This is a genomic window from Campylobacter concisus, from assembly GCF_003048605.1.
GTDB classification, from domain to species: Bacteria; Campylobacterota; Campylobacteria; order Campylobacterales; family Campylobacteraceae; genus Campylobacter_A; species Campylobacter_A concisus_BM.
Genome location: NZ_PIRX01000005.1, coordinates 66,950 through 81,296, shown reverse-complemented (window position 1 = coordinate 81,296; position 14,347 = coordinate 66,950). Strand labels below are relative to the sequence as shown.

At 42.2% G+C, this 14,347-nt stretch carries 12 protein-coding genes; 10 read left to right on the top strand and 2 right to left on the bottom strand.

The features are described from left to right. Positions 1 to 4: 4 nt before the first annotated feature. Together CVS86_RS05150 and CVS86_RS05145 are read left to right on the top strand one after the other, a co-directional pair. Complete coding sequence (locus CVS86_RS05150; protein WP_103614075.1) at positions 5 to 1,672, top strand: fatty acid--CoA ligase; 1,668 nt, start codon at positions 5 to 7, stop codon at positions 1,670 to 1,672. Then, positions 1,672 to 3,405 (top strand): ATP-binding protein, encoded by a 1,734-nt coding sequence (locus CVS86_RS05145; RefSeq protein ID WP_107791199.1) that lies wholly within the window; start codon positions 1,672 to 1,674, stop codon positions 3,403 to 3,405. The genes CVS86_RS05150 and CVS86_RS05145 overlap by 1 nt, the downstream gene beginning before the upstream one ends. A 1,243-nt stretch (positions 3,406 to 4,648) precedes the next feature. On the opposite strand, the gene fliI is transcribed toward CVS86_RS05145, so the two are convergent. Continuing rightward, positions 4,649 to 5,956 carry a flagellar protein export ATPase FliI gene (gene fliI, locus CVS86_RS05140; protein WP_103580368.1) on the bottom strand — a complete coding sequence of 436 codons (1,308 nt, stop codon included), beginning with the start codon at positions 5,954 to 5,956 and terminating at the stop codon, positions 4,649 to 4,651. Next, entirely contained in the window at positions 5,953 to 6,525 is a 573-nt protein-coding gene (gene folE, locus CVS86_RS05135) for a GTP cyclohydrolase I FolE (RefSeq protein WP_004317386.1), read from the bottom strand. The genes fliI and folE overlap by 4 nt, the downstream gene beginning before the upstream one ends. A 137-nt stretch (positions 6,526 to 6,662) precedes the next feature. On the opposite strand from folE, the gene tig reads away from it, so the two are divergent. The 8 genes from tig to CVS86_RS05095 are packed head-to-tail and all read left to right on the top strand — an operon-like array spanning position 6,663 to position 14,341. Then, entirely contained in the window at positions 6,663 to 7,994 is a 1,332-nt protein-coding gene (tig, locus tag CVS86_RS05130) for a trigger factor (protein ID WP_107791198.1), read from the top strand. Then, on the top strand, positions 7,994 to 8,584 hold the full coding sequence (gene clpP / locus CVS86_RS05125; RefSeq protein WP_004317374.1) for an ATP-dependent Clp endopeptidase proteolytic subunit ClpP: 591 nt from the start codon (positions 7,994 to 7,996) through the stop codon (positions 8,582 to 8,584). Before tig ends, clpP begins: the two co-directional genes overlap by 1 nt. 8 nt (positions 8,585 to 8,592) lie before the next feature. Next, the gene (locus CVS86_RS05120) at positions 8,593 to 9,627 is read left to right on the top strand and encodes a GGDEF domain-containing protein (protein ID WP_021088789.1); all 1,035 of its coding nucleotides are present in this window, start codon (positions 8,593 to 8,595) and stop codon (positions 9,625 to 9,627) included. Position 9,628: 1 nt separating this feature from the next. Continuing rightward, positions 9,629 to 10,147 carry a peptide deformylase gene (gene def, locus CVS86_RS05115; protein ID WP_103614072.1) on the top strand — a complete coding sequence of 173 codons (519 nt, stop codon included), beginning with the start codon at positions 9,629 to 9,631 and terminating at the stop codon, positions 10,145 to 10,147. Next, positions 10,144 to 11,649, top strand: a complete 1,506-nt coding sequence (locus CVS86_RS05110) for a YifB family Mg chelatase-like AAA ATPase (RefSeq protein WP_107791197.1) — start codon at positions 10,144 to 10,146, stop codon at positions 11,647 to 11,649. Before def ends, CVS86_RS05110 begins: the two co-directional genes overlap by 4 nt. 1 nt (position 11,650) lies before the next feature. Next, entirely contained in the window at positions 11,651 to 13,054 is a 1,404-nt protein-coding gene (locus CVS86_RS05105; protein ID WP_107791196.1) for an NAD(P)H-hydrate dehydratase, read from the top strand. Then, positions 13,036 to 13,623 (top strand): phosphoribosylglycinamide formyltransferase, encoded by a 588-nt coding sequence (gene purN / locus CVS86_RS05100; protein ID WP_107791195.1) that lies wholly within the window; start codon positions 13,036 to 13,038, stop codon positions 13,621 to 13,623. The genes CVS86_RS05105 and purN overlap by 19 nt, the downstream gene beginning before the upstream one ends. Continuing rightward, positions 13,616 to 14,341: a TerC family protein gene (locus tag CVS86_RS05095; protein ID WP_087581939.1), complete on the top strand. Its 726-nt coding sequence runs from the start codon at positions 13,616 to 13,618 to the stop codon at positions 14,339 to 14,341. Before purN ends, CVS86_RS05095 begins: the two co-directional genes overlap by 8 nt. The last annotated feature ends 6 nt before the right edge of the window (positions 14,342 to 14,347 follow it).

Genomic DNA, 14,347 nt, shown 5'->3' with positions numbered 1-14,347 from the left:
AAAAATGCAATACTCTTATAATAATTTTTATGAAATTTTGACCAAAGTAGCAAAGCAGAGTCCAAACCAGATAGCGATCTTTGACGAAAAAGAGAAGCTAAAATACCACGAAATAAAGCAAAACGTCGATAAAGTGGCGGCTTACTTGCAGCTTTGTGGAGTAAATTTTGGCGACAAAGTGGCTATGGCGGTGGCAAATTCGAAAGAATTTATCATATCATACCTTGCTATCACGGCTATCGGTGCGGTCGCAGTGCCGATGAACACCTTTTTAAAAACAAATGAGTTTGAGTATATCTTAAATGACTGCGGCGCAAGGGTGCTCTTTGCCTCTAGCTCGCTTGCAAAGGAGCTAATCGCACTTAGCGAGCTTGAAATTTTAAGAAAGATCATCTGGATCGGTCAAACGCCTAAAAAGCTTCAAAGCGCCTCAAAAGACGACTATGTAAGCGTTGATGAGGAGTATGGCGAGAGTGCTTATCTCTCTTCTACACCACAAATTTCAAAAGAGGATATGAGCAAGGGCTATGAAAATAATGGCGTTGTAAAAAATGTAAATTTCAGCGAAGCGCTAAATCACAAATACACTCTAAGCATCACAAAATACCCTAAAATAGACGATCTAATGCATATCATCTACACCTCAGGCACCACAGGCAAACCAAAGGGTGCTATGATAAGCTATAAAAATATCTTTTCAAACGTCATCGGCGCTCACGAGCGTTTCAAGGTTAAAAAAAGCGATAGATTTATCGTATTTTTGCCGATGTTTCATAGCTTCACACTCACAGCGATGGTGCTTTTACCGATATATGCGGGCGCTTCGATGGTGCTTGTAAGATCGGTCTTTCCATTTTCAAATGTGCTAAAGCAGACGCTGCTTAAAAGAGTAACTGTATTTTTGGGTATCCCAGCCATCTATACAGCCATCGGCAAGGCAAAAATTCCATGGTATTTTAGATGGTTTAACCGCATAAGGCTATTTGTAAGTGGCGCTGCTCCGCTTGCTAAGCAAACGATTGATGATTTTAGAGTGAAATTCCCGCGTGCAACGCTAGTTGAAGGATATGGCCTTAGCGAGTGCTCGCCAGTCGTAGCGGCAAATTTATTTGACAAGCAAAAGCTTCTAAGCGTCGGCCCTGCGCTAAATGGCTATGAGGTCAAGATCGTAGATGATGAGATGATGGAGCTACCAGTTGGGCAGATAGGCGAGATCATCGTAAAAGGCGACTGCGTCATGCAAGGCTACTACGGCATGCCAGGCGTGACAGATGAGACTATCATAAATGGCTGGCTAAAGACTGGAGATCTAGGCAAGATCGATGAAGAGGGCTTTATCTACATCGTTGATCGCAAAAAAGACCTCATCATATCAAAGGGCATAAATATCTATCCGCGCGAGATCGAAGAGGTGATCTATAAGCTTGAAGCAGTCGAAGCCGCAGCAGTCATCGGCGTAAAAGATGTGCATGCAGACGAAGAGGTCGTCGCTTTCATACAGGTAAAAGATGGTATGGATCTTGATGAAAAGACGGTTAGAGAGCATCTAAAGAAAAACTTAGCAAATTTCAAAATTCCAAAAAGCATTTATTTTGCCGAGGAGCTGCCTAGAAACGCCACTGGCAAAGTGCTAAAACGCGTGCTAAAAGAGCAGATAAAGGATAAAATTTAGTGAAGTATTTGCTTGATTTTCTAAACCAAGACCTCAAAAAAAGTAAAATTTACGAGCTTATAAAGTGCGGCGATGAAGAGGGAGAAATTTTAAAATACCTAAGCAAAGCCTACGTGCAAGGCACGGCTAGTATGAGCGTTTTTGAGCTACTTGGAGCTGTTTTTGGCACGCAAAACGACAAGCAGCTTTTATACCTTAAATTTATAAAAAATTTGCTTGATAGTGGCTGGATAGTGCAAAACTACAGCCTCTTTAAAATGCCAGAGAACTCGCAAAAAAGCTCTAACCAAGGGCTGCTTTCGCTACTTCACTCTGAAATTTCACTCTCTAGCACGTTTTTAAAAATTCTAGAAGATGGCAACGCCGATATAAATTTACCAGAGCTTGCGCCGTATGAAGATCATTTGGAGTATTTAAAAGATCAGTTTTTAAAGATAGAGCTTTACTCAAAGGCTGCGATATTTGAAGGTGGCTCAAATGACGCTAAAAAGCGCATAAACGAGCAAATTTCCGAGCTTACAAAACGCATAAACGAGCGAGTAAAACTAAGCAAGATCAGCCTAAAAATAGAGCAAATTTTTAAAGAAAACTCACTTGATGAAAAAGAGCAGATCATATTTTTAGCCCTTTTAAAAGAGGAGTATGCGGGCGACTTTGAAAATGGCCGCGACCTAAACACCCTAGTTGGGCTAATAAGCAAAGATGAGCTTGAACGCATCAAAAATCGCACTCTTTTAGAGGACGGCTCAAGGCTCATCGAGGGCGCACTAATCGACTACGACGAGGTTTTAAACGCTTATGGCAACGTAAGCAAGAGCTTTTTTATAAACGAAGAAATTTTGCAAAGCATAATGCACCCAAAAAATGACAAAAACAGCAAGAAAATCAAGATCGAAAGCCTAGTAAAAGAGCAAGAAATTTTTGAGCTCATTGAGCCAGTAACTAGCCTAGAAGATGTCGTGCTAAACGAAAAGACAAAGCAGCTTTTAAGCACGATACTAAAGCAAGTCGATAAAAAAGTGCTCGCTAGACTTAGCAGCTGGGGCATAAAAACTAGGAAAAATATAGACGCAAAAATCATCTTTTACGGCGAGCCTGGCACTGGTAAGACCATGAGCGCCGTTGGGCTTGCAAAGAGCCTAAAGAAGCAAATTTTAAGCTTTGACTGCTCAAAAATTTTAAGCAAATATGTCGGTGAGAGCGAGCAAAATGTAAGGAAAATTTTTGATACTTACAAAGAAATTTGCAAAAAAAGCGGCAGCGAGCCGGTGCTTTTACTAAATGAGGCTGATCAATTTTTAAGCACGAGAGTGGAGAGCTCGAGCGGGGCTGAAAAGATGCATAATCAAATGCAAAATATCTTCTTAGAGCAGATCGAGCGCTTTGAAGGCGTGCTGATTGCCACGACAAATTTCTTACAAAGCCTTGACGTGGCGTTTTCTAGAAGGTTTGACTATAAGATCGAGTTTAAAAAGCCTGATTTTAACGGCAGGCTTGCCATTTGGCGTAAAATTTTGCCTGAAAATGCGAGCTTTGAAGATGGCTTTAGCGTAGAAAAGCTGGCTGAGTTTAACCTAAGTGGCGCGCAAATCGTCCTTGCGTTAAAAAATACCGCTTTAAAAGTGGCTATAAAAGATGATGGGATTTTTACCTTTGAGGACTTCAAAACCACGATAGAGCGCGAGCTAAACTCAAGCTTTGGCGAGGATAAAAAGATGGGATTTGGCTCTTAGCTTTTCCCTTAATTTATAAATTTGACTTTGCGTTACACAAAACCGCTGATATCGATAAAACTTTTGCTTTACTCAATAAAATTTAGACAAGCGTCGCCACTAAAATCACGGAAAACGCGAGTTAAATTTAGGCTTTGGCGATAAAAAATGCAGATAAGTGCCGAGAGTGTGAAATTTTGTTTTTATATGGAGTATGCCCATAAAAGACATAGAGATCGCAAAATAAATTCAAGCTCTGACGATGAAAAATGGTTTTATTCTTGTGCTTTTTAAAAGCTATCTTGCGAGGTTAGCGCTGCAACAAAGACCAAGGACGGATATCAAATTTGCTTTTTATCTATTAAATTTACAAGAAGTCTGCCATTAAAATTTATAAAAAACATGAAGCAAATTCAATCTTTGGCAAAGTAAAAAGAGGTTTTTCTCTTGCACTTTTCTAAATATACGCCTTGCGTCACAAGGCAAAGTCTAAAATATCAGTGCTTGCCAAACTAAACGTGGAATTTTTAAAATTAGTTTTTGGCAAAAGCTACGATAGGATAGACACTCACCCATAGGCTTTTTGCATAAATTTAACTAGCTCGCTTATCTCAAATTTTAAAATTTTATCCGTTCTATAACTACCCTACTTTTTCATCTATTGCGGGCTTTTTCATTAAAGTAGATGGCTGCAGGTCAAAGTGTGAAATTTTGCTTTTTTATTAAATTTGAGCGAAAAACTACAGCTTGGCAGATACCAACTTATAGGCACTAGCATAAATTTACTCCCTTGGCCTTTACAAAATGGTATTTTTTATCCAAAAAACGCAAAATTTTAATTTATCCACTATGCCTTAAACATAAAGCGCACAAAGTGCATAACTCTAGTTGCGTATGCTTTTGCATTAAATTTTGTTTTTATCTATGCAAATGTGCAAGAGCAATAAGCAAGACAAATCCCACTCACACCAATTTAAATTTACTACCACATTTTTACATACAAGCATTTTTGCCAAAAATCCCAAAAATTTTAAATTTTATCCGCCATTTGAAGCGTTAGCGTGACTATTTTTTATAACGCTTTATCATTTTTCCTAACACAAAAGCCACCCACTTCATGAAATTTAACCCCAAAAACCCAGTAAATTTCAAACACGCTTCCGCGACTTTTGCAACAACACTTTTCGCACCAAAAAAAGCAAAATTTACCGATATTTTTAATAAAAGGCTATGAAATTTTAGTAGTCAAATTTATAGAGAAATTTTACTGATTGATCTTATCAAGTAGCTCTTCAACCTCTTCAAGCGCAAAGGCCTCTTCTGAGCTTTGTTTTAAAAAGCTCTCCATAAATTCTTTCTTCGAGATCGCAAGGTCAAGCTCCTTGTCGCTGCCCTTTTGATATGCGCCGATGCGAAGCAAGACCTCATTTTCTTTTAAAAGCGAGTAAAGTCGCTTAAATTTCATCGCATTTAGCTTGTGCTCTTTGCCGATCACGTCGCCCATGACACGCGAGGCTGAGTTTTGGATATTGATAGGTGGGTAGATGCCAAAGTCCGTTAGCTCGCGGCTTAGCACGATGTGGCCGTCTAGGATAGAGCGGCTTTGGTCAGCTATCGGGTCGCTCATATCATCGCCCTCGACTAGCACGGTGAAAAACGCCGTGATACTGCCCTTGCCCTCCTCTTTGCCAGCGCGCTCCATTAGCTGTGGCAAGAGTGTGAGCGAGCTTGGCGGATAGCCCTTTGAAGTCGGTGGCTCGCCAAGCGCAAGGCCGATCTCACGCTGTGCCATCGCAAAACGAGTGACGCTATCCATGATGAAAAGTACGTCGTTGCCCTGCTGTTTGAAGTATTCAGCCACGCTCATCGCACAAAATGCGCCGTATTTTCGCATGAGCGAGCTATCATCGCTGGTCGCTACGATGATTACCGTGCCCTCTAGGTCGCCGCCTAGGTTTTTTTCTATAAATTCGGGCACCTCACGGCCACGCTCGCCTATTAGCGCGACTACTTTTATGGGAGCTAGCGTATTTTTTACGATCATCCCCATGAGGGTTGATTTGCCCACGCCTGAACCTGCGAAAATTCCCAGCTTTTGCCCTTTGCCGCAAGTAAGCAGCCCATCTATCGTCTTTATACCAACGCTAAAAGGCTCGTTTATAAGCCCCCTTTTCATCGCATCTATGGGTGCTCTCATGATCGGCATATATTCAGTCGTATCAATCGCCCCTTTGCCGTCAATGGGCTTCATAAATGGATCGACCACGCGACCAAGTAAATTTGGCCCCACCGGTATGCTCATGCCCTGATCGCTCTCATAGACAAAGTCGCCTATCCTAAAGCCCTCGACAAAGCCAAATGGGCTGATATAAGCGCCATCTGTCTTTATCTGCGTGACCATGCCAAGGCCGTTTTTACTCTTGTCTTTTGCCACTATGCGTACGATGTCACCGATACTTGGGCGAAGTCCGGTGATCTCTATCGTAGTAGCTGTGATCTTTGTGATGACGCCAAAGGTATTTGAGAGCTTCATGCCCTCTTTAAGCCTTGAATTTATGCGCTCTAAGCTCAAAAATGCGTTTCCCTAGGCGAATTTATCAGCGAGAAAAACTCTCGTCTTGTGTCTGCGTTTTTGATAAAGCAGCCTCTAAGCGCAGAGGTCGTAGTAGTCGAGTTTATCTTCTCCACACCCCTCATCTCAACGCACATGTGCCTAGCTTCGACGACTACTCCAACGCCTTTTGGAGCGATAACGTCCTCAAGCGCCTTTGCGATCTGCTCGGTCATCTGCTCTTGAATTTGCAAGCGTCTGGCGTAGATATTTACCATGCGTGGAATTTTACTAAGGCCAACGACCTTGCCATTTGGGATGTAGGCCACATGCACGCGGCCGATGATAGGCAGCAAATGGTGCTCGCAAAGGCTGTAAAACTCGATGTTTCGCATTAAAACCATTTCGTTATTTGAGCTAGTAAAAAGAGCGTCACCAAGGACTTCTTTTGGGTCTTGATCGTATCCGCTAGTTAGAAATTTAAAAGCTTTATAAACGCGCTCTGGGGTTTTGATAAGCCCCTCTCTGTTTGGATCTTCACCGATGATAGTTAGCATATTTTTAACTGAATTTTCAAAACTCTCTTGCATAAATTTTCTCCATAATTTTATCGCCAAATTCTACGTTAAAACGCCTTTTATATCTATAAAAATTTACAAATTTACAATGAAATAAGGAAAATTCTGCTATATTTTGGGCTAAAAATTTGTATTCATAAAGGAATTCGATGGAAATCAAAACAAAAGCTCTAGATAGCGTAAATACCCTAGCAAGCACAACCATAAGTGCAGATGCTATAAAGTCTAGTGTAGAAAAACTAGCAAAAAAAGCGGCAAAAACTATGAAAGTAGATGGCTTCAGACAAGGCCATGTGCCAGTCGCTGTCGTGCTAAAACGCTACGAGAAAGAGCTGACAAACGACGCTGAGCAAGATGTCTTAAGAGATGTAGTCGAAGAGGCTATCAAAAAAGCAGGCAAGAAAAATGACGACCTTATCGGCGAGCCTATCGTTTCAAAATTTGACAGAAAAGATGACAAGATCGATGTTGAGCTAACAGTTTCATTTAAACCAAGCGTCGATGTGAGCGGTTATGAGAGCTTGATACCTGAGTTTTCAAACCCACGCGTTTTGAAAAAAGATATCGATGAGAAAAAAGCTGAGCTTCTAAAAATGATAGCTCCACTTGAAAAAGTAGAGAGCAAAAGAGGCCTAAAAGTTGGCGATTTTGCTAAATTTGACTTTGAAGGCTTTGTTGATGGCGTTGCATTTGAAGGTGGCAAGGCTGAAAACTACGTGCTTGAGATCGGCTCAAACCAATTCATCCCAGGCTTTGAAGATGGCATGGTAGGCATAAAAGCTGGCGGTGAAAAAGATATCGAGGTTAAATTCCCAGAAAACTACGGCGCTGCACATTTAGCTGGCAAAGACGCTGTTTTTAAAGTCAAACTTCATGAAATTCAAGAGAGAAAGATCCCTGAAAAACTAGATGAAGAGATGCTAAAAACTATCCTTCCAAACGAAGAAAAACCAACTGAAGAGCTACTTGAAGAGCGCATAAAAGAGCAAATTCGCCAAGAGAAAATTTATAAACTTATAAACGAAGAGCTAAAACCAAAATTTGCTGAAGCTGCGGTTGAGAAATTTAAATTTGACGTGCCAAAAAATATCGTCGAGCAAGAGATCGATATGCAGTTTAGAAACGCATGGAGCTCATTTACTCCAGACGATATGAAGAAATTTAGAGAAGACAAAGACGCTCTAGCTAAAAAACGTGATGAGTTTAGAAAAGACGCTGAAAATAGCGTTCGCCTAACTTTCATTATCGATGAGCTAGCTCGCGTAAGAGGCGTGAAAGTGAGCGATCAAGAGGTTGTTCAAGCGATCTATTTTGAGGCATATAGAAGCGGTCAAGATCCAAAAGCACACCTTGAGATGTACCGCAACCAAGGCATGCTTCCAGCTATAAAGATGTCGATGATCGAAGAGAAGCTATTTAGCGAGCTTTTCAACAAAGAAAAAGACGAGAAAAAAGCAAGCAAAAAAGAGAAGGCTGAGTAATGAGCTATTACGTTCCTGTCGTAGTTGAAAGAACTAGCAGAGGTGAGCGAAGCTATGATATATACTCCCGTCTTTTAAAAGATAGGATCGTTATGCTAAGTGGCGAGATAGAGGACGGCATGGCTGCTTCTATCGTCGCTCAGCTGCTATTTTTAGAGGCTGAAGACCCAGACAAAGACATCTACCTTTACATAAACTCACCAGGCGGCGTGATAACAAGTGGCTTTAGCATCTATGACACGATGAACTACATAAAGCCAGATGTTTGCACTATCTGCATCGGTCAGGCTGCTAGTATGGGCGCATTTTTACTAAGCTGTGGCGCACCTGGCAAGAGATATGCACTGCCAAATTCTCGTATCATGATACACCAACCACTTGGCGGTGCTAGAGGACAAGCGACTGATATAGAGATACAAGCTCGTGAAATTTTACGTTTGAAAGAAATTTTAAATGGAATTTTGGCAAAAAATACAGGTCAAAAACTAAGCAAGATCGTAAAAGATACTGAGCGCGACTTTTTTATGAGCTCAGCTGAAGCTAAAGAGTACGGACTTGTCGATAAAATTTTGGAGAAAAGTTTTAAATAAGGCCCAAAGTGATAAAGATAGATAACGCACCAGATCCAAAAAGAAAAGCAGCTGAAGCAAAACCAGCTGTCAAAAAAGAAAAGGTAAATATCTATAAATTTTCAGAGGACGTTTTGCACGAGCTAAGTGACGACAACGTCCCATCTACGCCGACAAACTACTCTATCTACTTTGAAAAGATGCTTGATGGGCAGTCAGATGAGTTTAGAAAAGAGATCGGCGATATCATTGTGGCAAATTCTGAAAGCTCAGTGCCGACAAATGGCAACATCTCTATCGAAAAAGAGGTAAAACAAGGCTTTATCCAGATAAAGAGCATGCTTCAAGCAGTCGTGCTCATCTATAAAAATTTAGGCGTTATGAGAGGTCTAGTGCAAAAGCGCATGGATGGGCTTAAAAACAACACAAACGTCCTTGCACTGCAAAATGTCTTAAGCGCCTTTAACCAAGACCTCATCAAACTAAACGATCTCATGGACAAGCATCTTGACGTCATCAAGATGAGCTACGAAGAGGTCGGCAAGATGTTTAAGGCAATCGAAGAGCAGTCGATCTATGACACGACCTACGAGGTCTATAACAAGAAATTTCTAGTAGCGACCATAAGCAGCGAGATCGAGTCTGTTAGGCGCTACGGCTATAATGCCTCATTTTTACTTGTCAAGATAAAAGATAAATTTGCAAACCGAGTTAAAAATTTAAAAGAGCGAAACAATATGTTTAAAAGCATGTCGCAGCTTCTTTTAAGAACTTCACGTAGAAGCGATATAGTCGCACACTACGGAGATGGCTGCTTTGCTATGGTGATGAAATACACCGACGAAAATGGCACAAAGCAAGCGTGCGCTAGAATTTTAAACATGCTCTCATCTATGCCTTGGAAGATCGACAACGAAGAGTGCAAACTAGATGTGCAGATCGTCTCAAGCATGATCTCAAAGACAAAGAGCACCGAAGAGCTGCTCTCTCACGCGCTTGACAAGCTAGAGACCAACCAAGACCTAAATGAGCCACTATTTTTAGACGAGAAAGCAGAGAATTAGTTTGATCCTAGAAGTTTTATCCTATCCAAATAAAAAACTTTATGAAATTTCAAAAGAGGTTGAGGTTTTCGATGAGAAGCTTCACAAACTTCTTGATGATATGTATGAGACGATGATCGCAAAAGAAGGCATCGGTCTTGCGGCCATACAAATAGGCGTTGCAAAGAGAATTTTTATCATAAATTTAGCCAACGAAGAGGGTGTGCAAGATAGAGAAAATTTAATCGAGATCATAAACCCAAAATTTGAGCTACGTGAGGGCGAGTGCGTCTATCAAGAGGGCTGCCTTAGCGTGCCTGGCTACTATGAGGACGTTAAACGAAGTGAGGTCGTTAGCATCAAATTTCAAGACCGCTTTGGCAAAGAGCAGACCTTAAAAACTGATGGGCTACTAGCGATCGCTATCCAGCATGAAAATGACCACCTAGACGGACATCTTTTTATAGAAAAAATAGGCTTTAACAAACGCAAAAAATTCGACAAGGAATACAAAAAGCAGAAAAAAGAAAAGACATCATGAAGTCCCTAAAATGTGCTACTTACGGCGACGGACTAAAGATCATTGATGTTGAGTCTATCTTTTCGCGTGGGCTTCCTGGCTTTAGCATCGTGGGCCTTGCAAGCACCAGCATCAAAGAGAGCACAGAGCGCGTAAAGGCGGCACTTTTAGCGCTTGACTTTGCCTTTCCAGCGCAAAAAATAACCATAAATTTATCCCCCTCAGACCTGCCAAAAAGTGGCTCACATTTTGATCTAAGTATCGCCCTTTTAATCGCTCTTCAAAAGGCAAAAAGCTTGGAGAAAATTTTTGTTTTTGGCGAGCTTGGACTTGACGGCAGTGTAAAAAGCACGGCAAATTTGTTTTCGATCCTACTTTTTTTAAGCACGCAGGTGCAAAAGGCAAAAATTTTAGTGCCTAGTGAGATAGCCGCCAAAGCTTCGATGATCCCAAATTTAGAGGTTTATGGCGTTAGCACACTAGAGGAGGCGATAAAGTTTTTTAGCGACGCAGAATTTGCTAAAAGCACGCATTTTAGCGCCACACACGAGCTATTTTCAAATGTGATAGAAATTTCTGGCAAAAGATACGTTCCAAATTTAAATTTCGAGCTTGATTTTAAGGACGTTTTGGGTCAAGAAAGAGCCAAAAGAGCCTGCGTCATCGCAGCTGTTGGCATGCACAATATCTTATTTGAAGGCAGCCCAGGCAGCGGCAAGAGCATGTGCGCAAAACGCCTCGTCTATATCATGGCGCCACAAAGCCTAGAAGAGGTGCTAAAGTCCGCCGCCTACCGCTCGCTAAATTTGCAAGATAGCGAATTTACAAGCACTAGAGCCTTTCGCTCGCCACATCACACCTCGACAAAAAGCTCGATCTTTGGCGGAGGCTCAAACGTCGCAAAGATCGGCGAGATCGCACTTGCAAATGGCGGAGTGCTATTTTTTGACGAGTTCCCACACTTTGCTAAACAGGTGATAGAAAGCCTTAGAGAGCCACTTGAGAACAATCAAATCCACATCGCAAGGGTAAATTCAAAAGTGACTTATGAGACTAAATTTATCTTCGTAGCCGCTCAAAACCCCTGCCCTTGTGGGAATTTGTTTTCTCGCAACCTAAACTGCAAATGCAGCGAAAATGAGATAAAAAACTACAAAGCCAAAATTTCAGCCCCAGTGCTTGACCGCATAGACCTAAAGGTCGCGATGGATGAGAGCTCGCCAGGCGACAAGGCAAGTTTAAGCTCACAGCAGATGAGCGATATGGTTTTAAAAGCCTTTATCTTTCAAAAAAAGCGCGCTCAAGATGAGCTAAATGGTAAGCTAAATGACGCGCAGGTGGCTAAATTTTGCACGTTAAACGCCGAGGCGAGTGAAATTTTACAAAAGGCCGCCACGAAGTACAACCTCTCACAAAGGGGCATAAAAAGGACGCTTAGAGTAGCTAGAAGCATCGCCGATCTTGATGAGAGCGAGCAAATTTTAAAGCCCCACATCCTAGAGGCGCTTAGTTTTAGGGCATAAAATGAAAAATTTATATTTAGATACGAGAGTTTTAGACGAGAGAGCAGGCGAGAAATTTGACCTTAGCGAAGAGCTCTTGATGGAAAATGCAGCCGCAGCCATAGCAAATTTCATCCGTAAGAAATTTAAAAAAGGCAAGAGGGTGCTTGGCGTTTGCGGTGGTGGAAACAACGGCGCTGACGTGCTTTGCGCTTTAAGGATGCTAGAGGGCGAGTATGAGTGTGAATTTATCCTAGCTAGTAAAAATTTAAAGCCACTAGCCACCAAGCAGCTCGAAAGGGCTAAATTTGCTGGTGTGCGAGAGAGCAAAGATGTAGAAAATAGCTTAAATAGCGCAAAATGCGTCATAGACGGGCTTTTTGGCTCAGGGCTAAATAGAAATTTAGACGAAACGCACATAGAGTTAATCTCAAAAATAAACGCTAACCCCGCTTACATCATCGCTTGCGACGTGCCAAGCGGGCTAAGTAGCGATGGCAAGGTGCTTGGCGCTTGCGTAAAAGCAGATGCGACGATCACGATGGGAGCTAGAAAGCTAGCTCTTTATAGCGACGCGGCAAAGGACTACGTTGGCAAAATAAAGCTCGCCACTCTTGGCATAAGCGCGCAAAACTACGAGTGCGAAAGCGACTATCACTTGCTTGAAAAACGCGACCTCGTGCTTCCAAATAGAAAAAATCAGTGCGTAAATAAGGGCAACTTTGGCCATGCATTTATCATATCTGGCGAGCACGTGGGAGCTAGCAAGCTTTGCGCAAAGGCGGCATTTGCCTTTGGAGCTGGGCTAGTTAGCGTGATAGGCGAGCAGGGTTTAAATTTACCAACGCATATCATGCAAGCTAGCAAGATAAGCGAGAAAATGAACGCTGGAGCCCTTGGCATGGGGCTTGGCAAAAGGGGCGTAGAAGAGCTTGAGGTGCAAATTTTAAAAGGTAAAAAGCTTGTGCTTGACGCTGATATCTTTTATAGCCCAAAAGTGCTTGACTTGCTAAGCGAAAACTGCGTCTTGACGCCTCATCCAAAGGAGTTTTGCTCGCTTTTAAAAATTTGCAAAATAGCCGATATAGATGTGCAAACCTTGCAAGAAAACAGATACGCTTACGCTAAGGCTTGGAGCGAGAAATTTAAGGCTGTGCTTGTGCTAAAAGGGGCAAACACCATAATCGCCAAAGATGGGCAAATTTACGTCATGCCTTATGGCAAAAACACGCTTGCAAAAGGCGGCAGTGGCGACGTGCTAAGCGGCCTTGTGCTAGCACTTTTGGCTCAAGGCTACGAGCCACTAAATGCTGCCATCTCAGCCACTTTAGCTCATGCGCTTAGCCTTAGAAATTTTGACAAAAACAGCTATGCGCTCGAGCCAACAGACATCATCAAAGGAGTAAAATGCTTACGAAAAAGATAGCCGTGCTTTTTAGCGGCAGTGGCTCAAATTTAGAAGCGATACTTAAAAAAGTTCATAATCAAATTTTTAACGGCGTAAAGATCGAAGTTTGCCTTTGTATCTGCAACAAGCCTGGTGCTTTTGGCATCGAGCGAGCTAAGAAATTTGGACTTGAAACGACGATAATAGAGAGCGCTAAATTTGACAAACGTGAGGAATTTGACGCTGTTTTGGTGGAGCAAATTTTAAAAAGCGGGGCCGATCTAACGGTGCTTGCAGGCTTCATGAGGATACTAACGCCAGGTTTTACGGCGCAGATAAAAGCCATAAACCTTCACCCATCTATCCTACCGCTTTTTAAGGGCGCGCATGCGATAAAGGAGAGCTTTGAGAGCGATATGATGATAGGCGGTGTCAGCGTGCACTACGTGAGCGAGGAGCTTGACGGGGGCAAACTGATCGCGCAAAGGGCGTTTGAGCGCGAGGACGGCATGAGCTTGGAGGCTTGGGAGGCTAAAATTCACGCCATAGAGCATGAAATTTTGCCTGAGAGCATAATAAAAATTTTAACAAAGGAAGTAAATGTTTGAATGGTTGAGTTCGCCAGAGGCGTGGATATCGCTACTTACGCTAACTGGCTTGGAGATAGTTTTAGGCATAGATAACATCATATTTATAGCCATTTTAGTAGGCAAACTGCCACCAGAGCAAAGGGGCAAAGGCCGCATTTTAGGGCTTGGCTTTGCGATGATCACTAGGATCATCCTGCTACTTTCGCTATTTTGGATCATGAAGCTTACAAAGCCGCTCTTTAGCATAGGTGAGCTTAGCATCACTGGACGCGATCTGGTGCTCATAATAGGCGGTCTATTTTTGATAGTAAAATCATCAATGGAGATCCACGCAAACGTCACTGGCAAGCATGAAGAGGCTCACGAGAGCAAGTCTCATCCAGGATTTTTCGCGACTATCCTTGAGATAGGCATTTTAGACATAGTCTTTTCGCTTGATAGCGTTATCACCGCAGTTGGCATGGCTCAGCACATCGATATCATGATACTTGCTGTCATCATCGCAGTTGGCGTGATGATGTTTGCCTCAAAGGCGATCTCAGAATTTGTCGATAACAACCCAACCATAAAAATGCTCGCACTAGCATTTTTGGTGCTAGTTGGCTTTGCGCTCATACTTGATGGCTTTGGTGTGCATGTGCCAAAAGGCTACATCTACTTTGCGATGGGCTTCTCGCTAGCGGTTGAATGCCTAAATATCTACGCTAGAAAAAGGGCATTAAGAGATCAAAAATAAAAAATG

Excerpts from the sequence above, each read along its gene's own strand:
- CVS86_RS05150 (WP_103614075.1), top strand. The coding sequence starts at position 5 with ATGCAATACTCTTATAATAATTTTTATGAAATTTTGACCAAAGTAGCA.
- folE (WP_004317386.1), bottom strand. The coding sequence starts at position 6,525 with ATGCAAGAGAGTTTTGAAAATTCAGTTAAAAATATGCTAACTATCATC.
- tig (WP_107791198.1), top strand. The coding sequence starts at position 6,663 with ATGGAAATCAAAACAAAAGCTCTAGATAGCGTAAATACCCTAGCAAGC.
- clpP (WP_004317374.1), top strand. The coding sequence starts at position 7,994 with ATGAGCTATTACGTTCCTGTCGTAGTTGAAAGAACTAGCAGAGGTGAG.
- CVS86_RS05110 (WP_107791197.1), top strand. The coding sequence starts at position 10,144 with ATGAAGTCCCTAAAATGTGCTACTTACGGCGACGGACTAAAGATCATT.
- CVS86_RS05105 (WP_107791196.1), top strand. The coding sequence starts at position 11,651 with ATGAAAAATTTATATTTAGATACGAGAGTTTTAGACGAGAGAGCAGGC.
- purN (WP_107791195.1), top strand. The coding sequence starts at position 13,036 with ATGCTTACGAAAAAGATAGCCGTGCTTTTTAGCGGCAGTGGCTCAAAT.
- CVS86_RS05095 (WP_087581939.1), top strand. The coding sequence starts at position 13,616 with ATGTTTGAATGGTTGAGTTCGCCAGAGGCGTGGATATCGCTACTTACG.